The sequence below is a fragment of the Alteromonas sp. KUL42 genome (assembly GCF_006538325.1).
Lineage (GTDB): Bacteria > Pseudomonadota > Gammaproteobacteria > Enterobacterales > Alteromonadaceae > Alteromonas.
Genome location: NZ_BJKK01000024.1, coordinates 26,699 through 51,397, shown reverse-complemented (window position 1 = coordinate 51,397; position 24,699 = coordinate 26,699). Strand labels below are relative to the sequence as shown.

24 protein-coding genes are annotated in these 24,699 nt (G+C 44.8%); 7 read left to right on the top strand and 17 right to left on the bottom strand.

Translation table 11 applies throughout. From position 1 onward, the window contains the following. Window positions 1-48: 48 nt before the first annotated feature. The 3 genes from EYR97_RS20465 to nudE form a co-directional block, all read right to left on the bottom strand. Entirely contained in the window at window positions 49-633 is a 585-nt protein-coding gene (locus EYR97_RS20465) for a YceI family protein (RefSeq protein WP_131095612.1), read from the bottom strand. 109 nt (window positions 634-742) lie between these two features. Beyond that, complete coding sequence (gene cysQ / locus EYR97_RS20460; protein WP_131095611.1) at window positions 743-1,588, bottom strand: 3'(2'),5'-bisphosphate nucleotidase CysQ; 846 nt, start codon at window positions 1,586-1,588, stop codon at window positions 743-745. 3 nt (window positions 1,589-1,591) lie between these two features. Continuing rightward, a complete protein-coding gene (nudE, locus tag EYR97_RS20455; RefSeq protein WP_131095610.1) occupies window positions 1,592-2,155 on the bottom strand; it encodes an ADP compounds hydrolase NudE in 564 nt (187 codons plus the stop codon). An 80-nt stretch (window positions 2,156-2,235) separates the two neighbouring features. On the opposite strand from nudE, the gene yrfG reads away from it, so the two are divergent. After that, on the top strand, window positions 2,236-2,934 hold the full coding sequence (yrfG, locus tag EYR97_RS20450) for a GMP/IMP nucleotidase (RefSeq protein ID WP_131095609.1): 699 nt from the start codon (window positions 2,236-2,238) through the stop codon (window positions 2,932-2,934). Between the two features lie 15 nt (window positions 2,935-2,949). Continuing rightward, entirely contained in the window at window positions 2,950-3,495 is a 546-nt protein-coding gene (yjjX, locus tag EYR97_RS20445) for an inosine/xanthosine triphosphatase (RefSeq protein WP_131095608.1), read from the top strand. A 54-nt stretch (window positions 3,496-3,549) separates the two neighbouring features. Here the strand turns inward: yjjX and EYR97_RS20440 are convergent, their stop codons facing one another. The 12 genes from EYR97_RS20440 to gspC all read right to left on the bottom strand — a co-directional run bounded on the left by EYR97_RS20440 (window position 3,550) and on the right by gspC (window position 14,954). Continuing rightward, window positions 3,550-4,305: a type II secretion system protein N gene (locus EYR97_RS20440; RefSeq protein WP_131095607.1), complete on the bottom strand. Its 756-nt coding sequence runs from the start codon at window positions 4,303-4,305 to the stop codon at window positions 3,550-3,552. Continuing rightward, complete coding sequence (gene gspM, locus EYR97_RS20435; RefSeq protein ID WP_131095606.1) at window positions 4,302-4,781, bottom strand: type II secretion system protein GspM; 480 nt, start codon at window positions 4,779-4,781, stop codon at window positions 4,302-4,304. Before gspM ends, EYR97_RS20440 begins: the two co-directional genes overlap by 4 nt. After that, a complete protein-coding gene (gspL, locus tag EYR97_RS20430) occupies window positions 4,778-5,977 on the bottom strand; it encodes a type II secretion system protein GspL (protein ID WP_131095605.1) in 1,200 nt (399 codons plus the stop codon). Before gspL ends, gspM begins: the two co-directional genes overlap by 4 nt. Further along, a complete protein-coding gene (gene gspK, locus EYR97_RS20425) occupies window positions 5,977-7,017 on the bottom strand; it encodes a type II secretion system minor pseudopilin GspK (RefSeq protein ID WP_242635145.1) in 1,041 nt (346 codons plus the stop codon). Before gspK ends, gspL begins: the two co-directional genes overlap by 1 nt. Beyond that, window positions 7,014-7,628, bottom strand: a complete 615-nt coding sequence (gene gspJ / locus EYR97_RS20420; protein ID WP_131095604.1) for a type II secretion system minor pseudopilin GspJ — start codon at window positions 7,626-7,628, stop codon at window positions 7,014-7,016. Before gspJ ends, gspK begins: the two co-directional genes overlap by 4 nt. A 9-nt stretch (window positions 7,629-7,637) precedes the next feature. Next, entirely contained in the window at window positions 7,638-8,036 is a 399-nt protein-coding gene (gene gspI, locus EYR97_RS20415; RefSeq protein WP_258313272.1) for a type II secretion system minor pseudopilin GspI, read from the bottom strand. Next, window positions 8,033-8,659: a type II secretion system minor pseudopilin GspH gene (gene gspH, locus EYR97_RS20410; protein WP_131095603.1), complete on the bottom strand. Its 627-nt coding sequence runs from the start codon at window positions 8,657-8,659 to the stop codon at window positions 8,033-8,035. The genes gspI and gspH overlap by 4 nt, the downstream gene beginning before the upstream one ends. A gap of 3 nt (window positions 8,660-8,662) precedes the next feature. Further along, entirely contained in the window at window positions 8,663-9,100 is a 438-nt protein-coding gene (gspG, locus tag EYR97_RS20405) for a type II secretion system major pseudopilin GspG (RefSeq protein WP_131095602.1), read from the bottom strand. Continuing rightward, window positions 9,100-10,326, bottom strand: a complete 1,227-nt coding sequence (gene gspF / locus EYR97_RS20400) for a type II secretion system inner membrane protein GspF (RefSeq protein ID WP_131095601.1) — start codon at window positions 10,324-10,326, stop codon at window positions 9,100-9,102. The genes gspG and gspF overlap by 1 nt, the downstream gene beginning before the upstream one ends. Further along, on the bottom strand, window positions 10,327-11,892 hold the full coding sequence (gene gspE / locus EYR97_RS20395; RefSeq protein WP_131095600.1) for a type II secretion system ATPase GspE: 1,566 nt from the start codon (window positions 11,890-11,892) through the stop codon (window positions 10,327-10,329). Between the two features lies 1 nt (window position 11,893). Next, on the bottom strand, window positions 11,894-13,942 hold the full coding sequence (gene gspD, locus EYR97_RS20390; protein WP_131095599.1) for a type II secretion system secretin GspD: 2,049 nt from the start codon (window positions 13,940-13,942) through the stop codon (window positions 11,894-11,896). A gap of 88 nt (window positions 13,943-14,030) precedes the next feature. After that, entirely contained in the window at window positions 14,031-14,954 is a 924-nt protein-coding gene (gene gspC, locus EYR97_RS20385) for a type II secretion system protein GspC (protein ID WP_131095598.1), read from the bottom strand. Between the two features lie 128 nt (window positions 14,955-15,082). Here gspC and hslR point away from each other — a divergent pair, with 128 nt between their 5' ends. The 5 genes from hslR (at window position 15,083) to EYR97_RS20360 (ending at window position 22,398) form a co-directional block, all read left to right on the top strand. After that, window positions 15,083-15,487: a ribosome-associated heat shock protein Hsp15 gene (hslR, locus tag EYR97_RS20380; protein WP_131095597.1), complete on the top strand. Its 405-nt coding sequence runs from the start codon at window positions 15,083-15,085 to the stop codon at window positions 15,485-15,487. A gap of 23 nt (window positions 15,488-15,510) precedes the next feature. Continuing rightward, window positions 15,511-16,410, top strand: a complete 900-nt coding sequence (gene hslO / locus EYR97_RS20375) for an Hsp33 family molecular chaperone HslO (protein ID WP_131095596.1) — start codon at window positions 15,511-15,513, stop codon at window positions 16,408-16,410. A gap of 441 nt (window positions 16,411-16,851) precedes the next feature. Then, window positions 16,852-18,414: a phosphoenolpyruvate carboxykinase gene (locus EYR97_RS20370; RefSeq protein WP_131095595.1), complete on the top strand. Its 1,563-nt coding sequence runs from the start codon at window positions 16,852-16,854 to the stop codon at window positions 18,412-18,414. A gap of 250 nt (window positions 18,415-18,664) precedes the next feature. Then, the gene (locus EYR97_RS20365; RefSeq protein WP_131095594.1) at window positions 18,665-21,136 is read left to right on the top strand and encodes a TIM-barrel domain-containing protein; all 2,472 of its coding nucleotides are present in this window, start codon (window positions 18,665-18,667) and stop codon (window positions 21,134-21,136) included. Window positions 21,137-21,231: 95 nt separating this feature from the next. Beyond that, a complete protein-coding gene (locus EYR97_RS20360) occupies window positions 21,232-22,398 on the top strand; it encodes a sugar MFS transporter (RefSeq protein ID WP_131095593.1) in 1,167 nt (388 codons plus the stop codon). Window positions 22,399-22,523: 125 nt separating this feature from the next. Here the strand turns inward: EYR97_RS20360 and envZ are convergent, their stop codons facing one another. Together envZ and ompR are read right to left on the bottom strand one after the other, a co-directional pair. After that, window positions 22,524-23,849: a two-component system sensor histidine kinase EnvZ gene (gene envZ / locus EYR97_RS20355; RefSeq protein WP_131095592.1), complete on the bottom strand. Its 1,326-nt coding sequence runs from the start codon at window positions 23,847-23,849 to the stop codon at window positions 22,524-22,526. An 86-nt stretch (window positions 23,850-23,935) separates the two neighbouring features. After that, a complete protein-coding gene (ompR, locus tag EYR97_RS20350; protein WP_131095591.1) occupies window positions 23,936-24,658 on the bottom strand; it encodes a two-component system response regulator OmpR in 723 nt (240 codons plus the stop codon). Window positions 24,659-24,699 lie beyond the last annotated feature (41 nt).

Genomic DNA, 24,699 nt, shown 5'->3' with positions numbered 1-24,699 from the left:
CATGTGTGCGGTTTTTTGTATGCCTTAACGCGTAATTACACGTAAACGTTATTGCGTAAAGGTTACAGAAAAAGTAACAGGCACCGTAGTGGTGATGCTTTTAAGGCCTGCTATTTCTTGAAGAGCTGCAACACCATCTGCAAGGCCAAATGACTCTGCTTTAATAAGTGTAGGAGATGTTGTTGAAACAGTTAGTGTGTCTTCACTTACTTTACTTGCCTTCACTGCGAAAGTGGTAGGAACCGCTTTACCGTGCAAGGTCAATGTACCTTCCACACTTCCCGTTACCATATCGCCCACGGCAAGGTTTGTCATACTCTCGTCGAGCTTTGCTTCAAAGGTTGCTTCGGCAAACTGACTCACATTGAAAAGCATTTTTTTCATTCGCTCGTTGCGAATATCAATGGCCGTATTTACTGATGCAAGGGAAACCGTTACAGCCAATTTTCCGTCGTCTGACAAACTTCCGCCAAAACTGTCAAACTGATGAACTTCGGTAACTTGTGCATTCTTGGTAGTCAGAAAATGCAGCTCACTTGTATCGTTGTCCATCGTCCATTGTGCAGCCGCTGGAAATGCTAGACCGCCTGCGAGCAACGCTGCAGACAAGCTTCGAATACGTTTTGCCATCATAGGTTTACTCCTTTTAGCGTTTGGGTTCCATCTTTGGTGATGTTGATATTTCATAAGCGCAACTAACAGTGGGAAATATTTTTTCCCACATTTACTTATTCATTACGCGTCAATCGAGATGAGGGTTTACAAAATCATCATACTGGATAACGTCTTGCCAAGGCACGCGTTGATCGCCCATTACCACAAAATCTGGGTTCTCTAACGAATGACGCTGGTTATATGTCAAAGGTTCGAAGTTAGCAGCAGCAATACTGCCTCCTGCTTCTGAAACAATACACTGTGATGCACCTGTATCCCATTCTCCGGTTATGCCTATACGCATAAATACGTCAGCTTTGCCCTCGGCAATAAAACACGCTTTCAAAGAACAGCTACCCAACGGAAGAGTTTGGTAAACCCTTCTCGCACACATGCGACTTAGCACTTTTTCTCTAGATTGACGACGACTAATGGCAATCATGACAACGCTTTTTTTCGGGTCGTCTAGTTTGCGCACTTTGATGGGGTGATCGCCATCTGGCGATGATTTAAATGCACCTTTACCCTTTTGAGCGTAATACAGACTTTGTCCCGGTGGCCAGAAGATCACCCCGATTGCGGGTTGATTATTCTCGATAAGTGCAATATTGACGGCAAAATCACCACTTCGCGCAATAAATTCTTGGGTACCATCGATAGGATCAATTAACCAATAACGGGGCCAGTGTTTTCGCTCTGCTAAACTTGCGTGTTTGTTTTCTTCAGAAAGAATGGGTATGTCTGGAGTGGCTTCTTTTAAGCGCTTATTGATAATGTCATTTGCCAAGTAGTCAGCGCTGGTGACAGGAGACTCATCGTCTTTTTGGTAAGCGTCAAACTCACCTTTGTCATACACTTCTAGTACAGCTTCGCCAGCTTCAACGGCAATTTTTTTTGCAAGTTCTAATAGATCGGGGTGGGCGTCATCGGGCATTGTTTATTGTTCCTTAAACCACTTTTGAGCCAAAAACAGTGCTGCAATACAGCGGGCTTCAATAAAGTCTTCTCGTGCAAGTAAAGCATCAGCTTCGTCTAAAGGCCAGTGAATGACCTCAAGAGGTTCAGGCTCATCACCTTCTAAATGCTTCGGGTATAAGTCTCGAGCGAGTACAATGGTCATATTGGCGTTAAAGAATGTGGGGGCCATACTTACTTTGTGCAGTTCGATTAACTCGTTTGCAGCAAACCCTGCCTCTTCTTGAAGCTCGCGGTTCGCGGCTTCTATGGCAGTTTCGCCAGGGTCGATAAGCCCTTTGGGAAAACCGAGTTGATATGAGTGTGTACCTGCAGCATATTCGCGAATCAGCACCATAGTGTTTTCATCAAGCATAGGTACAATCATAACAGCACCGCGATTCCCACCTGCCATACGCTCGAATTCACGTGTGGCGCCATTAGAAAACTCAAGATCGAGGCGCTCTACCCTGAATAGTTTGCTTTGCGCAACAATTTCACGAGAATGAATTTGTGGTAACGGTTTGTTCGGGTCAATTTTTGGCATGTGTCTCGCTACAACTTTGTTATCATACTTGTATACAGGTTATCGTTAATTCTAGCTTACTTCATTATAAGGAAAATCGCTTGCCCTTTCTGCCCTGGAATGAAATAGACACTGTCCTTCTTGATATGGACGGCACGCTTTTGGACTTACACTATGACAATCAGTTTTGGTTGCATCACTTGCCTAAGCGATTAGCTGAACTACGCGGTATTTCAGAGGCACAAAGCCAAGCTGAAATGACAGCGCGATACAACGCGGTATTTGGTCAGATTCAATGGTATTGCTTAGACTATTGGGCCGAGTCTTTAGAAATGGATTTAGAAAATGAGTTTATGCCACTAAAACGTGAGCTTGCGCATTTACTTGAGCTTAGAGATGACACCATTCCATTTTTAAAGGCGTTACATGAGTCAGGTCGAGAAGTCGTGCTTGTTACCAATGCTCATCCTAACAGCTTGGCATTAAAGTTAGAGCATACTCAGCTTGACGACCATATCGACAATCTTATTTCTACCCATGAATTCGGCGTAACTAAAGAATCTCAGCTATTGTGGGAGCGTTTGCAAGCAAGGGTAAAATTTGATGTGAACCGCACGCTCTTTGTCGATGATTCACTCCCTATTCTGGAAGCTGCGCGTACGTATGGCATCAAGCATTTACTTGCTGTTGATAATCCAGACAGCCAATTGCCTAACCGGAATATTACCGAGTTTGCTGCAGTGCGAGACTATCGATTGATGATAGATGACATAATGGCTAACCCTGTTTCGCATACCTAGAAAGGACGCTCAGCAATGATCTCAGATACAATTTATGTGGGTTCTAAAAACCCAGTAAAAATAAACGCAGCACTAAATACCCTTTCAGACGCCCTTGAACACGACTTTGACGCGCAAGGTTTGTCAGTGCCAAGTGGTGTGCCTGATCAGCCTATGAACGAAGATGAAACTCGATTAGGAGCAATTAATCGTATAAAAGCCATGTTAGCCCACCACCAAGGCGGTTTAACTGACGCTTGGTATGTAGCTATAGAAGGCGGCGTAGATGTTTTTGAAGATGGCCCTGCAACCTTTGCCTATGTTGCTATTTATCACGAAGGGCATTGGTCGGTAACACGCAGTGCGAGTTTGCCACTACCTGTAAGTGTGTATCAGGCATTGCAACGCGGTGAAGAATTAGGCCCGGTGATGGATAAGTTATTTGATACCGTTAATGTAAAACAAAAAGGTGGTGCGATTGGGCTACTGACATTAAACCACGCTACTCGACAAAGTGTGTATGAAGTCGCGTTAACACTGGCAATGGCGAAATTTCACTTTCCCGACCTTTATACAGACTAAAGCTTTACTACAAGGGGCTGAATGTTATAGCGACAGCCCCAGGTTTCGGAGAAGTTAAAGTTTGATTGGAATATACCCATCGGCATCAGGCGTACCAAAGAAACGAGACGCTTGATGCACTTCATTAGGCAAGCTATCGTCGGGCTTAAACTTACCGTTTACCTTCACATTTTTCATGTTTGTGGCAATGACTGCGTCCATCGATAACCCCAATAAGTTAGGCTCACTTACGGTAACGCCAATGTCATCACCTTCACAGCGTAATTTCGCAGAATAAGTGCCGAAATCAATAGGGCCTTGTGTTCCTGCTACGGTGGCATTAAGCCAATCTCCTGTGCCTGAAAGTGCTCTGCATGTCGGGCCAAAATCCAGTTCGTTTAAGTTTACTTTGAAGCGACCGCCTGCATTTACCGGTAACGGTAGTCGGACCTTGGCGAGCACTCTATCTACAGGTAAGTAGACAGTGAAGTTTTTTGTTTTAACGCGCTCTTGACTGAATAGCCCTGTGGTTATTGGACCTTCAAAAGCAATGTCATTTTTGTCGCGCACATTGCCTGCTTTTACGTCTAAATGGATTTTACCTAAAAAGATATACAATGGGTTAAGCTGCCATTTAACGTTGTTGATTGGCAGTCCATTGGCAACAACAGTTTGTGCTTTACCATTAAACAAAGTGCCACTGATGCCACTGAGTGAAACGTTACTGGGAAGGTTGACTCTTCCTATAACCTGCACAGCGGGCATATTTGCTATGGCGAATAGTAAAAAGGCAACGATCCCGCCTAATATCCAACTTACTTTTGACTTCATGCTTTACCTAATTGTAATCGGCGAATTTTGATGTGACCTTTCACATCGGCTTCTGCAATGTCGGCTTGAAGGATCACTACGCCCATACTTTCCATTGCTTTTAACCATGCCAATACGTTGTTAAACGGGGCTTGATCAACCCACACTTGTAACTCTTCACCTTGAGGTTGCATACGTGAAATAGCAATATCGTGTTGGCTGGTTGTGCGGTTGACCGCTTGTGGCAAAGAGCCAGAAAAAGTTTGCTTTCCGCCTGTGCTACGGCGAAGCTGTTGGGCTCTAGCTGCACTGTCTTTCACCCACACAAGAAGTGATTGTTGGTTGTCGAGTAGCTTGTGCTCTCTGTCTAATGCCGCGTTAAGCGGAGCCCAAATAATGAAGTAAAATAGCGCAACCAACACCATTATTGCGGATGCAATAACGAGTTTTTGCTCACGCTCTGTTAGCGCTTTGTATTTCTCTAAAAGTGCCTTCATGACGTGCTCCTGATTGACACGGTTCCCACCACGCCATTATCGCGATTGTTAATTGCACCTTGCTCAACAATGAAACCTGCGTTTTCAGCGCTGCGTTTAAATTGTTCCAGTGCCTCAAAGTTTTTGCCCTGCGCCTGAATTCTGAGTTCTGTACGCGACGCGTCAAAACGCAAGGTTTGTGGCTTAACCTCTGTGGCTGCGAAAGCGGGGGTTAACTGATCTAGCATAACCAGAATGGAGGCACTCCCTCCACCTTGTTCAAGCTTGGCGAGTTCACTTTCAAGCTTAAGGCGCACATTGCGATAGGTGCCAATATTCGGAAAGCCTGCTTTTACTGAATCATTGATTTCTTTACTTAAGGTCTCGTTTTGAGACTTTAGCTGATACAAAGTTGCTGTTTTATCGATAAGGCTAGTGGAAAGTGCTAATACAGCCAATACTGCGGCTACGCGCCACTGGGAAAGCACACCTCTACTTTTTCTTTTTACCTTATAGTCCCCTTGGCACAAGTTAAAGCTGCTGCTCATGGCTTCTTTAGCAAGTACTTGCATGGGTAACTCAAGAGGCGCTTGGGCTTCTTCTATGTTGGGTAATGCGCTTAAGTCGATACCTGCATAATTTGTAATGTTAACAGTACCTTCGTGCTGCGCAGTGAAATGAGCAAGGGTTGGAAGCAGCCAGGTTTGTTCGCCTTGAACACCTTTAAACACATCTTGACGTACGAGAAGTTGCTCTCCGATAGTTAGTACAGACCAACCATTAGGCGTAGCGGGTACAGCCAACACATCAGGAATGATAGTACTGCAAAACAGGTTTGCATCGGCCAACCATTGCTGCCACTGCTGCATCTTTTCGTGGCTAACTACAGCAACTGCTTGTTGATCGCCCTGTTTTGGCCCAATCGCAAAAAATTGTTTGCTGATGTCTGTTGCCAATTCATCTTCAAGCATAAACGGAATTGCCGCTAAGACTTTTCTACTTGCTCTTGGCGGCAGTGTTACCCACTTAAGTAAAATCTCACTGCTTGGGGCAAGTGCGACAATTGACCGTTGTCCCGCTCGTTCAGAAAGCGTAGACAATGCGTCTGCATTTGGCAGTTCACCAGAGGCGATAATTTCGTTCTCTGTTTGCGAGTACACTAACCAGTTGATTGGATCGCTCTGGTTAGCGCCTAATCGCACTAAAAGTTGTTCCATTAATAGGTTCCCCCAAACTCGCGATTCACAACACTTACGCCATTGTCGGCGGTGGCGTGAAACACGGTGGAAAGCTTAAACGTTGCTTTGTTATATTGTGTTTTTGTGTGCAGCTTAAAATATTCAGTCTTTACCACAAACCACGCTTGTCGCGAACTCGATAAATTGAGTGCGGTAATAGCTGGGTCGTTCAAAAAGTCATCCTTGTTATCCCAGCCGTCTTTAGGACGACTCCCTATCAGACTTTGTGCTTGGCGAAGATCAAGGCCAGTTAACCCAGCAAGTAACGGCGCATCATCGTCTTCTAACGTGTTTACATTCACATTTAACTCATTGTTGCCAGGTATAACACACACCAATTTAAATAAATCCGGTAACCATTGAGGTGATACCCCATTTATAATACGCAATTCGCTTTTCGATGCCAGTGGTCCATTCGCCGCAAGATAGGGAAACTCACGGGACTCGTATTCGCTGTCTTCAGCACCATAGCTACGGGGAAAGTCATCGTCATCCACCCAATCAGCAAGACTATCTCTTAATGTATTGGCTGTGTAGCTATCGAGCTCATCTATACTCATCGCTATCAACATAGCGTGAAAAGCGTCCATGGCTTCAGTGGTATTGGCGGAACTGTTACTCGTATCTGTGCTTGCGCTACCAGAGGTTATTGCATTCAAATTAAAGCAGGCTTGTAAGTCTTCCAAATGTGCCGTTAAGCCGCCATTTTCTAGCGGGTAATTAAATTCTTGAGCCCAAGGCTGATCTAAGGAAATAACATCGGGGCTTTCGGTAACCAGGGTTAAAATAGATTTACGAGCAAAGGCTTCAGCACCCATGGCATACCAGTATGCTTGGTTACTGTCTTTTAAGTTCATGGTGCGCTGAACCTGTAGCTGCAACCGCGTTCCCATTTCTGTAGCAAGCACAGCAACAAATGCAACTATCATTAGTACAATCATCAGCGCCACACCTTTTTGCTTACTGGGCGGTTTGGATTGCATTGGCTTGCGAGATGGACGATAACGTTTCATGTTCATTGCACACTCGTCGTTAAAGTAAATTCACGGCGAATTGTGCCAAAGTCGCGGCTGACAAACTCAACGGCAACGGCGAGGGGTAATACGGAGCCCTGATAGCTTTCATTCCATTTGGCTTCTGCTTCGTTTTTACTGCCCTGACTAGTTTTAAATTCGACTTTAAAGCCGTCAATATCCTCTAAAAGCACTCTTATCTTGGGCTCATAGCCAATTACATTGTCGACATAGGTGCTGTATAAACGTTCGAGTTTATTGTCACGCAGGCGATAGGCTACATACTGCAATGTACTGCGTGGAAGCATTTGTTGTGGGTTATGCCATCCCCCTCGAACAAAGCCAATGCCATCATCATCACTGCCATCAACTTTTCCGCCAGCCATAACTGCTTCGCGTTTTTCTCCATCAACACGAATGGAACGTGCAACCGCTTGCTGTAAGTCACGCTCTATTGTGGTCACAGCACGTTGCAGCGCTTGAAGCTTGTGAAATCGTTCTTCAGAAATATCATTACTGTCGATGACTGTAGTGAGTAACCCAGTAGAAGCAAGGCCAATTAACGTGAAAATCGCCATGGCAATAAGTATTTCGATAAGTGTGAAGCCGCGTTGCATACCAGTCCTTTAATTCTTCGACGTTGGTTTTGCAACAAACGTGGTGACTGATGTAACAGAGCTGGCGTACTCTTTATCTTCGCCAACATAGATGGTGACAGCGCGTAAGTCATCGTCATTGGTTTTGGTAACACTTTGTCGCCAGTACCAAGTGCGATCAGCCATTTCCATATTGCCTTTGACGTTGTTTTTGGGTGGCCATGTTGTGTCTAACTGTAATTGGCTTAATCGGTTGCTGGCGACCCAATTGGCAAAGGTAACCGCTTCAACTTGTCCAACACTTGATAGATGGTCACCCGCCGCTTTCAATATGGCGGTGCCTGTCATTGCGAAAATAAGTAACGCAACCATGACTTCTAATAGTGTCATGCCTCGTTGTGTTTTTGGTGTTGATAAAGGTGCGTTCACAGAGGGCGCTCCAATGGCCCTTCTAACGCTAAGGGGGGCAAATCTTGATTTTGTAAACTGAAGTAAACGGGCATTTCTCCCCGCTCACCTTCGTAGTTAAAGGACAAAGTAAAAGGCGTAATTTCACCGCTGGACATGATCAAAATTTGAGGTGGTGGTAATTGCTCTTCTTCCTCGTTACCAATTTCAACCCCGTCTTCTGACACACTCAGGTTCTCGTCAAACAGCTCTCTATCAAACAGCCTGTCTTCCACATCCCATGGCAAGTCGTCTAAATTCAAAGACATGCTGAACTGTTCCGGTAACGTATGGGTTGCATAGATATTTTCGTCTTCTACACGTTGCCATTTGTCATTTTCATCAAGGTAAACGAAGTAATACGCGTTGTCGTTTTCCTCGATGCGAACACCTAACTGTTGCTGATTGAGCACAGCATAATCACTGGCCATATCAACGATGACCTGCATGCGTTGCGCTTGATCTTTTAATAGGTCTGACTGGCTAGCGCCAAATGCATTGAACATAACATAGCCTGCCGACAGACCAATGAGCAGCAGTACAAGCATGACTTCTAATAGTGTAAAGCCTGCTGATGAATGTTGTGTACAGCTGCGCCCGTGCATAGCTTAGTTTAAGTATTCGTTAATGTTCCAGTTACCAATGTCATCATCAGTACCTGGCTCACCATCTGGACCGTTAGAAAAGATATCGACTACACCGAGTTCCCCTGGGCTAATTAGTGCGTAAGGGTTACCCCACGGATCTTCAGGCAAGCGCTTGATAAAGCCGCCTTCAGGATAATTGCGTGGAATAGGGTCGATAGTTGGTGCGGTAACCAATGCATCCAAACCCTGTTCAGTGGTAGGAAAACGGTTGTTGCGAAGCTTGTACATCTCAAGGGCACTTTCCATTTGCTGAATATCAACAGCTGCCTTTTTCAACTGCGCTTCTTCTTGGTTGCCTAAAATTTGAGGGGCTACCATAGACGCCATAATGCCAATGATAAGAAGTACTACCATGACTTCGATTAAACTGAAACCAGTACTGCGATTTAACGTTTTCATTAAATATTCACCATGTTGTTCAATGCTAAAATTGGCTGCAATATTGCCATTACGATAAACAGAACTATGCCTGCCATCGATACAATGAGTAAGGGTTCAAACACCTTAAGTGAGACACCAACAAGCGCTTCAAATTCCCTGTCTTGATTGTCTGCCGCGCGCGCTAGCATTTGTTGCAGCTCGCCCGACTTTTCACCCGACGCAATCATGTGCATCATCATGGGTGGAAACATTTTTGTATTTTCCAGTGCTGCACGAAGGCTGCTTCCTTCTTTTACGTTCACAGCGGCATCGGCAACTTGATTCTTAATATGTTGATTTTCAAGTACGTCGCCTGAAATTCGCATAGCTTCAAGTAGAGGGACTGCACTGGCGCTTAGTATACTTAAGGTACGTGCGAAGCGCGCTGTGTTAAGCCCGCGTGATACTTTGCCAAGAAGTGGCAACGTTAGTAATACTTTGTGGTAGCGCAATTTCATGTGCTTTTGACGAAGCACTCGCTGAATAATGACAATCAACACGCCAATAACAACTAGCATATACAGACCGTAATCTTGTAGCCAAGTGCTCAACGAAATTAAAAATTGCGTAATAGCCGGTAAATCTTGACCCATATGATCAAATTGCCCGACGATTTTTGGGACTACCACGGTAAGTAAAAGTAAAACGATACCCATCGCGAAGAACAACATCAAAAACGGGTAAACCATGGCTTGGGTAATTTGACTACGAGTTTGTTGTCTACGCTCGGTATAGTCGGCTAGTCGATTTAATACGGTGTCTAAATGCCCAGATTTTTCACCGGCGGCAACCATTGCACGGTAAAGTTCGTCGAATACGCTAGGAAACTCAGCCAATGCATCAGCTAAACCATGGCCTTCCACCACTTTACTGCGCACGGCCATCATCATATTTTTCTGACGTGCTTTTTCACACTGTTCCGCAACGGCAAGTAACGCCTCTTCCACAGGTAGCGCCGATTCGACCAAGGTGGCCAATTGTCGTGTAATAAGTGCTAAATCTGAAGCTGATATGCGCGGTCTAAAGAGCGAAAAAGAAAATCCTTTACTGTCGCTTTGTTTGCGCTCAGCAACTTGTTCCACTTCTAAAGGTATAAGCCCTTTTTCGCGCAGTTGCTGGCGTACTTGTCTTGCATTATCTCCTTCAAGAACCCCTTGTGTGTTCTTGCCGCGGGCATTAACCGCTTTATAAGCGAACGCCGCCATTTAGTCTTCCCTCGTTACTCGAAGTACTTCTTCAAGTGAAGTTGCACCAGAAAGCACTTTTCGGCAACCATCTTCGCGAATGCTCGGTGTAGTCTTTCTGATATAGCGCTCAATAGCTTGTTCACCGACACCTTCGTGCATCATTTCTCGCACTTTTTCGTCTACTAGCAGCAACTCATGAATGCCGGTACGACCGCGGTATCCTGTTTGATTACAGGCTGCGCAACCATGAGGAGAATAAATTACCGTGTCGCTGGTGGCCGATGAACCTAAAATTTCAAGTTGAGATGCATCTGGCGTGTGGGGTTTCTTGCAATCTGGGCACAAGGTTCGCACTAAGCGCTGAGACAAAACAGCCAATAAACTTGAAGATAGAAGGAAGGGTTCTATGCCCATGTCTTCTAAACGGGTTATGGCACCCGCGGCGGTGTTGGTGTGAAGTGTCGATAACACCAAGTGGCCCGTTAAACTGGCTTGAACGGCAATCTGCGCTGTTTCGATATCACGAATTTCACCCACCATCACCACGTCTGGATCTTGACGAAGAATAGCCCGTAGACCACGGGCGAAGGTCATATCTACACGAGGATTAACCTGTGTTTGCCCAATGCCAGGTAAATCAAATTCTATTGGATCTTCAACCGTCAGAATGTTTCTGTCACGGGAATTTATTTCGGTAAGGCCTGCATACAAGGTGGTACTTTTACCTGAACCTGTCGGACCAGTGACCAAAATAATACCGTGAGGCTTTCTGATAAGCGTAGAAAAGTGATTGCGGTTTTGCTGAGTCATACCTAAATCTTCAAGATTCAGGCGAGCGTTGTTTTTGTCAAGTAAACGCAATACTACGCGCTCACCATGACTAGAAGGCATGGTTGATACACGTACGTCAACCGCTCGTCCGGCAATACGCAAGGTAATACGTCCGTCTTGAGGTACGCGCTTTTCCGCAATATCCAGTTTCGCCATAACCTTAATACGCGACACCAGCATAGAAGAGAGTTTTCGGTTTGGCCTTAAGATTTCCCGCAGTACGCCGTCTACACGAAAACGCACAACCAACTGGTTCTCGAAAGTTTCGATATGAATATCAGAGGCGCCTTCTTTGATTGCCTCACCCAACATCGCGTTAATTAACTTGATAATGGGAGCATCGTCTTCGCTGTCGAGCAAGTCCTCTGTGTCAGGCAAGTCTTCAGCCAGAGCAAATAAATCGCTCTCGTTACCTAAGTCTTCCATCAATTGCTTTGCCGCCGAGCTATCCCTTTGGAACGCGCTAGTTAGCAAGCTTTCAAATTCATCGGCTGGAATGGTCTTCGGTACGAAGGGTTCGCCATAAAAGCGGCGTACTTCTGCAAACACGTCAAATGGCGTATTTTCTGTGAAATACAAAATAGCAGGGGTTTCATTGGTTTCTAATAGCACTTGATTGCGCTTGGCAAAACTAAATGATAGCTGCTTAGGGCCTGCTTCCTCTTCTGGCAAACCCTCTTCTTCACCCATTGCTTCTAGCGCCTCTTCTTGGGCTTCTAGTGCTTGAGTAAGTTGTTCGTCCTGCCCTGACATACTAGTCGTTACCTTCTTTCTGTTTGTCTTTTTCAGATAAATATTCTTCAAATGAAGGAGGCAGTGACAAAGCGTCATCCCATTGCGGCATACTTGGCGTTTCAGCACTTGGCATTAGTGAAACACCATCTTGCTGTCGCTTAAGCTGTAAGGCGCGAATGTAGTTGTATTTGCGATGACTTATTGCATTCATTGTAGCGCCATCACGCACAATAGTGGGCTTCAAGAACACCATAAGGTTACGTTTGCGCTTACTGGTAGACGTGGTTTTGAACAAATGCCCAAGAATTGGAATATCGCCGAGCAGTGGCACTTTAGACACACTTTCTTGTACGTCTTCATCAATTAATCCGCCAAGTACAATTGTGCCGCCGTCATCTACAATAACCGTAGTCTTGATTTCACGCTTGTTAATTGAAATATCAACAGACGTTGCACCACTCACACTTGACACTTCTTGTTCAATAAGTAGTTGTACTGCGCTGCCTTCATTGATTTGCGGCGTGACTTTTAACTTAATACCCACTTCTTGACGGTCAACGGTCTGGAAGGGGTTCGAATTGTTCGCACCGGTTGTTGTACCTGTGATAATAGGCACTTCTTGACCAACAATAAAGAAGGCCTCTTCGTTATCCATTGTGGTTAAGTGCGGCGTCGCAAGAATATTCGAATTGGTGTCAGTGCTTACCGCTTGTACTACAGCGCCCCAACCATCTTCAATAATGCCTGCGATCATACCGTTGGCACTACCTAACAAGCTTGCCAATGCGGTAAAGTCACCTTCAATAGTCTCTTTGGTTTCTACCGGTACACCGTTAGCTGATGTGGTAGAGCGGGTTACTTCTCTGTCTTCTGCTTGACGCAATGCCACAGCGAGAGAACCTACTGGAATAACACCGTTATTAAACTGCGTACCACCGCCTTCTTCAGATACCCACTGCACACCAAGTGTTGCGCCATCGCCTTCAAAGACTTCAACAATAATAGCTTCAACTTGTACTTGTGCCCGTCGAACATCAAGTTGTCTTACTACTTCTTCTAGTGAGCGCATCATGTCTGGCTCAGCAGTAATAACAATGGCGTTAGAGTCTTCATGAGCATCAATGCTCACTTCACGGCTTGAACTGCCGCGGCCTGGGCTATTGGCGCTGCCGTTTTGACCTTCGGCCTGAATACTGGCCGACACACCTTGTAGCACTTGTACTAAATCTTCTGCTTTTGCGTAGTTCAAGAACAACACGCGGGTATTACCGTTTGTTTCTAGTTCTTGGTCCATACGTTGGATAAGGTTAATTAAACGCTGACGTGCTTTTATATCACCACTAACAATAACTGAGTTGGTTCTGTCGTCAGCCACCACGCGTGGATCTGATTTTGCCCCTGTGTTTGCCTTACCTTGTGATTTATTGATGCTTTCAATAATACGCACCATTTCTGATGCAGAGGCATAGCGCAGTTTAACGATTTCAACTTCTTCGTCACCGGCGCGGTCTACCCTTTCGATAATTTCGACTAAACGGTTCACCACTGCTGCGCGACCTGTAAGCATCATTACGTTTGATGGGTCGTGACTTACCACGTTACCACCGCCCGCTTGGTCGTTAAGCTGACGTAATATAGGCGCAAGCTCTCTTACGGGTACGTTGTAAACAGGTACCACACGAGTGATCATTTCATCACCGTCGCGGTTTGCACCTTCAACTACGGGAATATTAGATGTTTTAGCATCTTTTGAACGCACGACTTTCAATATACCGCTAGGCATTTCAACCACAGCAAAATCATACACTTGCAGTACGTTTAAGAAGAACTGATAGTACTGGTCTTCATTGAGCATGTCGTAGCTGCGTACGCTGATCTTTCCCCTAACGTTGGGGTCGACGATAATCGTGCGCTCTAAGTTCTTACCTACGATATTGATGAATTCGTTGATGTCAGTATCTTTGAAGTTAGGCATGTACTCTGCTGCGGTTACCGAAAAACACAGAAGTGCTGTACACATTGCAGTGCCTAAGCGAGATAATAGTGGTTGGCCAGTACGCCTTTTCATTCTAACTTCCTTCATTTCATAATCTGTCGATGGTGCAATGTTTGTTTATTACTCTGCGCTTGAGTGTTTCAAGGCGCTTTTTGTTATTTTACGACTCAGGCAAATCTAAATAGAGCGTCGTCAAACTACCATCTCTAATAATCGTCAATTCTAGTGTTTGCGCATTGCGAAGCTCGTTTAGGGCTTCTTTCGACTGCTGCATATCGGTCAAATCAAGACCATTGATTTGAGAAATAACATCGCCGGCTTGTAAACCAGCAGATTTAAACAATTCTGGCTCTTTACCAGGGCTCACTTGATAACCAATTAGTTGGCCGTCTTCCACCTTGGGTGAAATGGAAATAAAGTCGGTAAAATTGGCAGGGCGTTCGCGCAGTTCAGCGGTGGCTTCTAGTGCTTCGTCGCTCAGTGCTCGTGGAGACATCCTATCTCTTTGGTCAACTTGAGGTCGCTGGAGCGCTTGTTGTTCGCGACGGCGATTCGCTTCTTCGTAATCGATGCCATCTAGCATGAGCGTTTCGTCGCGACTGCCATTGCGGATAATTACCCTGTCGTTGAACACTTTTTGCAGTGTTGCATTCGTGCCTTCAATTTTTTCACCTAAACCGTAAACCGCTTGGCTACCGCGATTTTCAATAATCGCTGTACCTGCTTCCTTTTCTGAACTCGCAACCACTCCGGTTAAGGTGAGATTCAAACGTGTTTCTGGAGCATCGGTGACAGTAGCAACTGGTGCGACTACGGGCGCAGCTGCGATATCACCAAACAAGTTTAGTTGTTGTATTTTTTGTATATCGACCCCACTTTGATTCGACGATGAAGACAAAGTAGGACGTTGCGCTACAGTAGGTGTCGAAGATAACTGAGGTTCAGGTATAATTCGCCACATAAGTTTTGCTGCGAACGCAATTAAATACAGACTAAGCAGAACCACCGCAAGGGTATGTAGCTGTTTTTGGTGCTGGTTCACATAAACAACCAGAGAATGTGGGTTGGGTTTGTTGAATGTCATGCTGCCACTGATGGTACTGCTTTTTATAATTAAGTGAATTTTTGGTTAACCGCGCTTTAGCGAACCCATGATAGCCTAGTAAAGGTGGGGGTCACAACTCTAAAGCTACACCATTACGAAATTATTACATGAGCCAAACGGATAGCAACAATACAACACAAAATGTCAGGCTGGACAAGTGGCTATGGGCCGCAAGGTTTTTCAAAACCCGAGCTATTGCGCGCGATATGGTGCAGTCGGGCAAGGTCCAATACAACGGACAACGTGCCAAACCTGGTAAGCACGTAGAGTTGGGTGCAAGCATAAAAGTTCCGTCTGGATGGGATTTAAAGGAAATAATCGTTCTCGGCATTAGCGACAAGCGATTGAGCGCACCCTTGGCACAAGCCCTTTTTGAAGAGACGGCTGAAAGTGTAACAAAACGTGAAGAGAACCAAGTGGCGCGAAAGATGAACGCGTTTCACAGTCCGAAGCCCGAGCATCGTCCAGACAAGAAACAACGAAGACAGATCATTAAATTTAAGCAGCAATAGAGAGCTGCGCGACAGGATAACCTATGAGTGATTTCGACAAATTACACCGCTTTATGTTCAACCAAGCCAACGTGCGCGGTGAACTTGTACGTTTAGATGAAAGTTTAAATCAAATTGTGCATAGCTACGAATACCCAGTGCAAATTCAGACGCTATTGGGCGAGATGGCTGCCGCTACTTCATTACTTACTGCAACATTGAAATTCAAAGGTGAAATTTCATTACAAATTCAAAGCAAAGGCCCGGTAAGCTACGCGGTGTTAAATGCAACGCACGAGCAAACGTTGCGCGGTGTAGCGCGTTGGGACGAAACGTTGAGCGAGTTGCCAGAAAGCTTTTCTGACTTACTTTCACAAGCAGTGCTTGTGATCACTATCACACCAGATGAAGGTGAACGTTATCAAGGTGTTGTGGCACTCGATAAGCCAAGCCTTGCCCAATGTATTGAAGAGTATTTCGGTCAATCGGAACAGCTTGCTACGCGCGTTCATTTGATGACTGATTTGGATGATCCGAAAAACGCTAAGGCGTCGGGCATATTACTACAAGTATTACCCACTGATTCTAGTGCCACGGATGTGTCACAAGCCAATGAGTTCGCACATATCTCAACGTTAACTGAAACATTGACCAAAGAAGAAATGTTCACATTGTCGGTGGAAGAAATTCTTCACCGCTTGTATCACCAAGAAGAAGTTGAACTGTTCCCGGCTAAAGCGGTGTCGTTTGCATGCACATGTTCAAAAGAACGCAGTGCCGAAGCGCTACGTCATGTCGATAAGTCTGAGTTGCTTGCCATTATTGAAGAAGAAGGAGCAATCAAGATGAATTGTCAGTATTGTCATACAGAGTATCGCTTTGACAGTATTGATGTAGAAGCCATTCACAATGGTAATGTAAGCGCCCCATCATCTAATCAGTAGTTTGCTACCACTTTAGAACGCACTCTCATCTTAGCGTGGAGCGAGTGCGTTCTAGGTATTCATAAGCCAAACATACTCTTCATTATTGTTCTAAACCTCCGTTAACTGCTGGTCAAAAATTGCTCATTGGTTATGGTTGGTCATGCGGATAGTGCAATGCCAACAATACTAGTAATCTAATTTCTATAATTTTCATTTTTGTTGTGATTTTTTTATTTAAGAAAACAATCGATCATTCTTGTCATATCTAAAGTGAATTTTGCCAATTATTGAAGGTAAAACCCTTACCCTGTAATTAAATTACAATATTTGTGAAAGTTAATGGTGCTGAATGATGACTATGGGTAGAATAAATGCTTGTTGTCGCTTGTTTACTTTACACTCACAGCAGTGATACTTTTTTGAAAGTGCTTTTGAAAAATTACATATAGGGTAACAGCCATGACCGCAGCAGCCTCACTTCAAACGGATTTGAAAGTAACTCCACTTACCGACCTGCCAAATGCAGAATTAATTGAGCGCGCCGTAAAGCGCGGCGAAGGTGTACTAGATAAAAATGGTGCACTTGTTGTTGAAACGGGTAAGCGTACGGGCCGTTCACCGAACGATCGCTTCATAGTAAAAGAAGCATCCACAGAGAATGATATCGATTGGGGTAAGGTCAACAAGCCTTTCGATGCTGACAAGTTCGACGCGTTGTGGGATCGAGTAGAGGCTTATCTGTCGACCCAAGAACACTTTCTTTCTCACCTACAAGTTGGTTCGGATCCAGAGCATGCGTTGTCACTAGAAGTAAGAACGCAAACCGCATGGCAGCATGTATTTGCACGTAACTTATTCATTATTCCAGAAACGTGGAATGAAAAAGGTGATCAACCTTGGCAAATTATGAATGTACCGGGCTTTACTTGTGAACCTGAGCGCGACGGTACGAATAGCGATGGCACAGTAATTATCAACTTCGCTAAAAAGCGCGTACTAATTGCTGGAATGCGTTATGCCGGTGAAATGAAAAAAGCCATGTTTTCGGTTCAAAACTTCCTGTTACCTGCGAAAGATGTATTGCCAATGCACTGTTCAGCGAATGTTGGCGAAGACGGCGATGTTACTTTGTTCTTTGGTCTTTCAGGCACAGGTAAAACAACCCTTTCTGCTGATCCTAAGCGCTTCTTAATTGGTGATGATGAGCACGGTTGGGCGCCAGGTAGCGTGTTTAATATTGAAGGTGGGTGTTACGCTAAATGTATCGACCTATCAGAAAAAAACGAGCCTGTAATTTGGAACGCAATTAAGTTCGGTACCATTTTGGAAAATGTTGTACTTGATGAAACGCGTACGCCTGATTACACAGACACAAGTCTTACTCAGAACTCACGTGCAGCTTACCCGTTAAGCCATATTGAAAAACGTGTGGCAGAGAATCGCGGTGGTGAGCCACGCTCAGTGGTATTCTTAACTTGTGATGTAAGCGGTGTATTACCTCCAGTTTCAGTGCTAAGCGAAGAAGCTGCGGCATACCACTTCTTAAGCGGTTACACAGCGAAAGTAGGTTCAACAGAAATTGGTTCTACCAGTGACATTGAATCAACATTCTCTACTTGTTTTGGCGCACCTTTCTTCCCGCGTCCAGCCGGTGTTTATGCTGAGCTATTAATTAAACGAGTTAAGGCGTTTGGCGCAAAAGTTTACTTGGTAAATACAGGTTGGACTGGCGGCCCATACGGTACTGGAAGTCGTTTCGATATTCCAACGACACGCGCGATCATCGATGCCATTGTTTCAGGTGAATTAGCAGGTGTTGAAACACAGCACATTGATGCGCTAAACCTTGATGTACCTGTTGCTATTCCTGGTGTTGATAGCAATTTGTTGGTACCACAGAACACATGGGCTGATAAAGCTAAGTACGATGAGTTTGCCGCCAACTTGGTTAATGACTTTAAGCAGAACTTTGAAAAATACAATGTGAGTGACGCTATTGTTAAGGCTGGCCCAGGCAACTAACAGCCAACCTATTAACATTAGGAGTTACTATAGTTTACCCCTTCCCAACGTTCATCACACTCAACGTGATTGATGTTTTGCCCGCACCGTGTTGCGGGCTTTTTTTACCCAAACGTTAACAAAATTAACATAATGAATACGTATGTTTATTTAAGTTGGCTCCCCCACTGGTTATTATTCAACAACTACTCGTGAAGGTTCAGTAAGCGCTTAGGTTGTCGCTGTGCTGAAGCAATTAAAAGGTTTTAGCATGATTAAATGGCAAAAGCACACCGCGTTAACATCGACCAGTCTCATACCTAAGTGGCCTCTACTTAAATCGTGCGCATATCTATCGTCCTTAGCAATTACTAGCGTATTTGTCTCTTCTGTTGCTTTGGCGGAGGTAGAGCAATTTAGCTTGAGCGACAATACCCTTTCAGTAAAAACCACCACGAATGATTTCACGGTAACAGTATTAGGTCATAACAGCTTTCAGGTCACTTACACAACAGATGACAACGGCGCTGTTTATAATAACTTGCCCTCCATGGCGCTACCTACCGAACAATTAAATAGCCATGTAATCACGCCTAAAGTACATGAGTTAAACGATTCAATTGTTATAAGTTCGGGAAGTATTGAAGCTGCCATAAACAAGCAAACTCATGTGATCACCTATAAGGTAAATGGCAATGTGGTTGCTAAGGAAAAAAATGGCCTTGGTATCACCAATGAAGGCGTTACGCTGTCTATGACACTAGACGAGAATGAAAAGCTCTATGGTGGTGGTCAGCGAATTTTGGGCATGGATCGTCGTGGTCATCGTATGCCTTTATACAATAAGGCCCACTACGGCTATACCACATCGTCAAACCAAATGTACTATGGGTTGTCTGCTGTGATGTCTTCAAAACACTACAGTGTGTTGTTTGATAACACTGCATCGGGCGAATTGGATATAGGTAGTAGCAACGCCAAAGAGTTGTTATTCAGCGCCAAAGGTGGTCGCGCAAGCTACATAGTTGTATTGGGAGATAATTTAGAAAACACCATTGAGTCTACGGTAGCGGTAACGGGGAAACAGCCGTTACCTCCTCGCTGGCTATTTGGCAATTTTGCCTCTCGCTTTGGCTATAAATCGCAGCAAGATGTGGAAAATGTCGTAACGGCGTTCAACAATCAAGACATCCCTGTTGATGCCGTGGTACTGGATTTGTACTGGTTTGGTAAAGACGTAAAAGGGCATATGGGGAATTTGCAGTGGGATGCTAACGCATTTCCTGAACCCGAAAGCATGATCACAAAGCTGCGGCAGCAAGATGTTAAAACAGTACTGATTACTGAGCCTTTTATTCTGACTACTTCAAAGCAATGGGAAAGTGCTGTAAGTGGTGATGCACTAGCGACAACCGAAAACGGTAGCCCCTACACATTCGATTTTTACTTTGGCAATACAGGCTTAGTTGATGTGTTTAGTGAGGCTGGTCAGCAATGGTTTTGGCAATTTTACCAAAAATTGGCTGCCCAAGGTGTTGCAGGTTGGTGGGGTGATTTAGGTGAGCCTGAAGTACACCCTGATGACATTCAGCACTTATGGCATTCCAGCAAAGTTAGTGGTGCAGATGTTCACAATGGTTATGGCCATCAGTGGGCAAAAATGGTGTATACCAACCTGCGCGAATTGCAGCCTAATACGCGCCCTTTCATTCTCATGCGTTCAGGTTTTTTGGGGAGTCAGCGTTACGGTATGGTGCCGTGGACAGGCGATGTTAGCCGTAGTTGGGACGGATTAAAACCTCAAGTGGAACTTGCCTTGCAAATGAGCGCATTCGGTTTGGCCTATACCCACTCAGACTTAGGTGGTTTTGCTGGTGGGGAGGATTTCGACCCTGAGCTTTATACGCGTTGGCTTCAGTTTGGTACTTTTACACCGGTATTTCGACCTCATGCGCAAGATAATATCGCCCCAGAGCCGGTTTTCCATGATAACCCTGTAAAATCCATTGCGCGAGACTTTATCAAGTTGCGCTACGCCATGCTGCCTTATAATTACTCGTTGGCGTTTGAAAACGCCATAAATGGCACGCCGCTTATGCGCCCATTGGCAATGTCATTTGACCAAAGCCAATGGTTTGAAGAAACCAACAGTTACCTGTGGGGCGATAGCTTCTTGGTGTCTCCTGTGACCGAGCCCAACCAAGACAAATGGCAAGTTGCTTTACCTGAAGGCGTTTGGTTCGACTTTTTCTCTGATACTCGCTATGTAGGCAGCCAAAGCGTAGACTATCCCCTTACACAAGAAACTCTACCTGTATGGGTGAAGGCCGGTAGTTTTGTTCCTATGTCGGAAGCTATTTCACGTACAGAACATTACGACCCAAGCGCGTTAACCATTCACTATTGGCACGACAAAGCAGTATCTAAAGCAAGCTATACCATGTTTGAAGACGATGGTCACAACCCGAACGCTATTGATAAAGAGCTTTATACGAAGCTCGTAATGTCGGCATCAACAGTGGCGAAAGACGGGCTTACGCTAAACCTAACCAGCCAAGGCAGCTATGTTGGTATGCCTCAACAACGAAATATTACTTGGGTTATACATGGTCTGGCTGAGTCACCAAATGCCGTTTTAGTTGATGGAAAGCGTGTTTCGAGCCAATGGAATGAAAAAGGGAAAACGCTTTCACTTGCAATTTCCTGCGACTACCAGCAATCTGTAGAGATTAAAATTCTGTAAGCTTATCTTCTGTCATGAAACGAAAGAGGGCGCATTTTAAGCGCCCTCTTTCGTTTTATATGTTTGTTTAGATAAAAACTCTTTTCGGAGCCTCAATGAGCCGCGTACCTGCCACTATAGTTATTTTTGCTGGTTTCTTTCTAATTGGTAAGTTGTTTATCTTGTGGGGTATTTTGCTTCCCGACATTGCCGACGATCTTGCCATGTCTGAGGTGATTAGTGGTGCGCTGTTTTCACTTTTCTCGGTGGGCATGATGTTAGGTGCCGTTATTGGAGGGAAATATGCGAGCAGATACGAATATATGCCTTTGCTTGCGAGTCTTTTCGCAATGAATACGGTGCTGCTATTTCTTGTATCGCTATTGTCTTCCTGGCAATGGTTCTTGGTACTCGCGGTACTTATTGGTGTGGTCAGCTCTACTATTTTCACCATTGGACATACATTGATTGCGCGCATGTATGCCGAGAAGCGTTTCATGATGATGGGGCTTATGGATTTTATGTTTAGCCTAGGTACATTTGCGGCGTCATTTTTTGTAACCCTGCTTTACTTGATTGAAGAAAGCTGGCGTATTCCTATTCAAGTACTTGCAGGTGTGATGATAGTACTGTCTTGCTATGCTTTTATTGCCGCAAGATCACAAGCAAAAATTACCAAAGGCCAACCCAGCGAGCCGAAGAAAACACTTACATTTGGGGCTATTATTAAACAACCTATTTTTATATTTTTAGGGCTGTTGACCTTTGGTTATGGTGCAGTTGAATTTGGTAACGCCAACTGGTTTGTCAGCTATGCTCAAAATGGCTTAGGGTTTAGTGGTGAGCAATCTAGAAACCTCTTAGCTTGCTTTACACTAGGCATGGTAATCAGTCGCTTAACGTTTCCGTTTTTGTTGCGTTTTGTTTCAGTGCATCGCCTTATGGTAATAATGGCAACGGCGTCACTTGTGGGTGTGTTTGCCCTTAAATTGATGCCAACACTTTACGGTATTGGTGCAGGAAACTTCTTGTTGGGCTTGGGGTTAGGCGGGCTTTTCCCACTTGCGCTCTCGGCAGCCATGAATATTGATAGTGATAACGGTCCTGTACTATCGGGTATTTGTATTATTGGGAATTCTACTGGCGTTCAGGTAGCGTCTTTTTCTACCGGTTTATGGGCGAATTTTGTGCCGTTAACGACTGCGTTTTGGGTCATTCCACTGGGAGGCTGTATTTTGTGGCTAGCAACCGTTGGCTATAGCCGAAAAGTGAAGTATCACTGAACTTAATTTATACGAGCTAAAATTATACAAGCATAAAGTATACGTGCTTAAGTTGTAGGTGCATCACGAACCAATCGACTGACATTAAGTCTGCATTATTATCAGTGCTGTTTGTTAATAAGTGTTTAGTCTTTAAAGGTAGAATACGGCAGGTAAAACTCTGCCACTAAGCCTTGTTGAGGGTGGTTGCGAAGTGTAACTTCGCCATCATGTGCTTCAATAATACGCCTAATAATAGCAAGGCCTAAGCCAGAGCCCGATGAGTTTCTGGCTTTATCGCCTTGTGCAAAAGGCATAAATACATTTTCAATTTCGCCTTCGGGAATACCCGGCCCGAAGTCACGCACTTTGCAGTACACACGTTTCTCGTGACGGTTGTAATAGCTGCTGATAGCAATATCATCTGAGCCATACTTAAAGGCATTTTCAATCAAATTATCAATGACTCGTTTCATGGCAATACGGCGCAATGATAACGGCGGAATGGCATTTAATTTCAGTTCGATGTGATGCTTTTCATCAAAATGGCGAGCTTGCACAAGTTCTGCAATAACTGCATTTAGGTCGGTTTCTTGGGTAACTTCCTCTGTATCATAACGGGCATAGTCTATGAACTGATCGATAATGGCATTCATATCTTCTATATCGTTAACAATGCCCTCTTTTATCCAGTCTTGATCTTCAGGCAGCATTTCTGAAGCCAAGCGAATCCGCGTTAGCGGCGTACGTAAATCATGAGAAATGCCCGCTGTCATGACGTTTCGGTCGTTCTCAAGTTGCTTTATTCCTTGATTCATTCGATTAAACGCACGGGTTACCTGGATCATCTCTGTGCTGCCTTGCTCGCGAAGTGGTGCAGGATGCTCCCCTTTACCTACCGCAATTGCCGCTTTTTGCAAGGCGAGTAACGGCCGTGTCATGCGTCTGACAAATAGCCACCCGCCGGCAACACTCAATATACCAATTACCATTAGGTACATGGTTAACGGCGAGATATTGGCTTCGTTTAGGCCTGATATTGGAATTGAAATCCACGTGTCTGGGTAGCGAGTCAGGGAAATCCACACAATATAGGGGGCCTGGTTATCACTGGCCTGTGTGGTAGTACTAATGCGCACATCTGCCAATTGATTCAGCTGTTGGCTAACTTGTGATGACATAAAACCATAATAAACAGCGCTGGCAAGGCCGTTTTTACGTGCCACGCTTTCATCAAGTACCATCACCTGTGTTTTCTTGTAATAGTCGTCGCGGGTTTGTTGATTTGTGACCAAAAGGTCATTGGCCAACACCGCTTTCACTTGCGTGGCAAGTAAACTATTGATTTGCTGATAGCTTGGTTGAATAAAATAGTAAGTAACAGAAATATAAGAGACGATTTGGTTAATAAGCAATAATACGCCTATTAACATTACGGTTTGGCCAAACGCACTTTTAGGGATGAGGCGCATAACCAACCCTATATGGTAAATGGCTGTGCAACGGTGTGCACAGCGAACTGCAATGTACTATTTTCATTGTAAATGATGCTGCAAGACTACGCTTGCTCACCATCGGGTACGAAGACGTAACCTAAACCCCATACCGTTTGAATATAACGGGGATTGGCTGGGTCGGCTTCAAGCATTCTGCGCAAGCGAGACACTTGTACGTCGATACTGCGTTCTAGTGCGCTGTAATCACGCCCTCTTGCCAAGTTCATTAATTTATCGCGTGATAAAGGCTCACGAGGGTGCGTAACTAAAGATTTGAGTACGGCAAATTCACCGCTGGTTAATGTAAGGGGTTTGTCCCCTGCAGACATTTCACGGGTGGCTAGGTTGAGCTTGTAGTCACCAAATTCAATAATTTGTACGTCTTTAGAAGGTGCTCCCGGCGCTTCACTACTACGTCTACGTAACACGGCTTTCGCACGCGCTAAAAGTTCACGCGGGTTGAACGGCTTCGGCAAATAGTCATCTGCGCCCATTTCTAAGCCAATGATGCGGTCAACTTCATCGCCTTTCGCAGTAAGCATAATAATGGGCATGTCGTTCTTAGATTGGCGCAGGCGACGGCATATGGATAAACCGTCTTCGCCAGGTAACATCAAATCAAGCACCATTAGGTGGAAATTCTCACGCTCAAGCAGTCTGTCCATTTGTTCTGCATTGGCGGCACTTCGCACTTGATAACCTTGCTCTAGCAAATAGCGCTCAAGCAAGCTGCGAAGACGCATGTCATCATCAACAACGAGAATTTTGGAGGTTTCCTGACCCATACTGTTACCTTTAACCTACTTTTTTCTTCACTATAACCACA

Excerpts from the sequence above, each read along its gene's own strand:
- EYR97_RS20465 (WP_131095612.1), bottom strand. The coding sequence starts at position 633 with ATGATGGCAAAACGTATTCGAAGCTTGTCTGCAGCGTTGCTCGCAGGC.
- cysQ (WP_131095611.1), bottom strand. The coding sequence starts at position 1,588 with ATGCCCGATGACGCCCACCCCGATCTATTAGAACTTGCAAAAAAAATT.
- nudE (WP_131095610.1), bottom strand. The coding sequence starts at position 2,155 with ATGCCAAAAATTGACCCGAACAAACCGTTACCACAAATTCATTCTCGT.
- yjjX (WP_131095608.1), top strand. The coding sequence starts at position 2,950 with ATGATCTCAGATACAATTTATGTGGGTTCTAAAAACCCAGTAAAAATA.
- EYR97_RS20440 (WP_131095607.1), bottom strand. The coding sequence starts at position 4,305 with ATGAAGTCAAAAGTAAGTTGGATATTAGGCGGGATCGTTGCCTTTTTA.
- gspM (WP_131095606.1), bottom strand. The coding sequence starts at position 4,781 with ATGAAGGCACTTTTAGAGAAATACAAAGCGCTAACAGAGCGTGAGCAA.
- gspL (WP_131095605.1), bottom strand. The coding sequence starts at position 5,977 with ATGGAACAACTTTTAGTGCGATTAGGCGCTAACCAGAGCGATCCAATC.
- gspK (WP_242635145.1), bottom strand. The coding sequence starts at position 7,017 with ATGAACATGAAACGTTATCGTCCATCTCGCAAGCCAATGCAATCCAAA.
- gspJ (WP_131095604.1), bottom strand. The coding sequence starts at position 7,628 with ATGCAACGCGGCTTCACACTTATCGAAATACTTATTGCCATGGCGATT.
- gspH (WP_131095603.1), bottom strand. The coding sequence starts at position 8,659 with ATGCACGGGCGCAGCTGTACACAACATTCATCAGCAGGCTTTACACTA.
- gspG (WP_131095602.1), bottom strand. The coding sequence starts at position 9,100 with ATGAAAACGTTAAATCGCAGTACTGGTTTCAGTTTAATCGAAGTCATG.
- gspF (WP_131095601.1), bottom strand. The coding sequence starts at position 10,326 with ATGGCGGCGTTCGCTTATAAAGCGGTTAATGCCCGCGGCAAGAACACA.
- gspE (WP_131095600.1), bottom strand. The coding sequence starts at position 11,892 with ATGTCAGGGCAGGACGAACAACTTACTCAAGCACTAGAAGCCCAAGAA.
- gspD (WP_131095599.1), bottom strand. The coding sequence starts at position 13,942 with ATGAAAAGGCGTACTGGCCAACCACTATTATCTCGCTTAGGCACTGCA.
- gspC (WP_131095598.1), bottom strand. The coding sequence starts at position 14,954 with ATGACATTCAACAAACCCAACCCACATTCTCTGGTTGTTTATGTGAAC.
- hslR (WP_131095597.1), top strand. The coding sequence starts at position 15,083 with ATGAGCCAAACGGATAGCAACAATACAACACAAAATGTCAGGCTGGAC.
- hslO (WP_131095596.1), top strand. The coding sequence starts at position 15,511 with ATGAGTGATTTCGACAAATTACACCGCTTTATGTTCAACCAAGCCAAC.
- EYR97_RS20370 (WP_131095595.1), top strand. The coding sequence starts at position 16,852 with ATGACCGCAGCAGCCTCACTTCAAACGGATTTGAAAGTAACTCCACTT.
- EYR97_RS20365 (WP_131095594.1), top strand. The coding sequence starts at position 18,665 with ATGATTAAATGGCAAAAGCACACCGCGTTAACATCGACCAGTCTCATA.
- EYR97_RS20360 (WP_131095593.1), top strand. The coding sequence starts at position 21,232 with ATGAGCCGCGTACCTGCCACTATAGTTATTTTTGCTGGTTTCTTTCTA.
- envZ (WP_131095592.1), bottom strand. The coding sequence starts at position 23,849 with ATGCGCCTCATCCCTAAAAGTGCGTTTGGCCAAACCGTAATGTTAATA.
- ompR (WP_131095591.1), bottom strand. The coding sequence starts at position 24,658 with ATGGGTCAGGAAACCTCCAAAATTCTCGTTGTTGATGATGACATGCGT.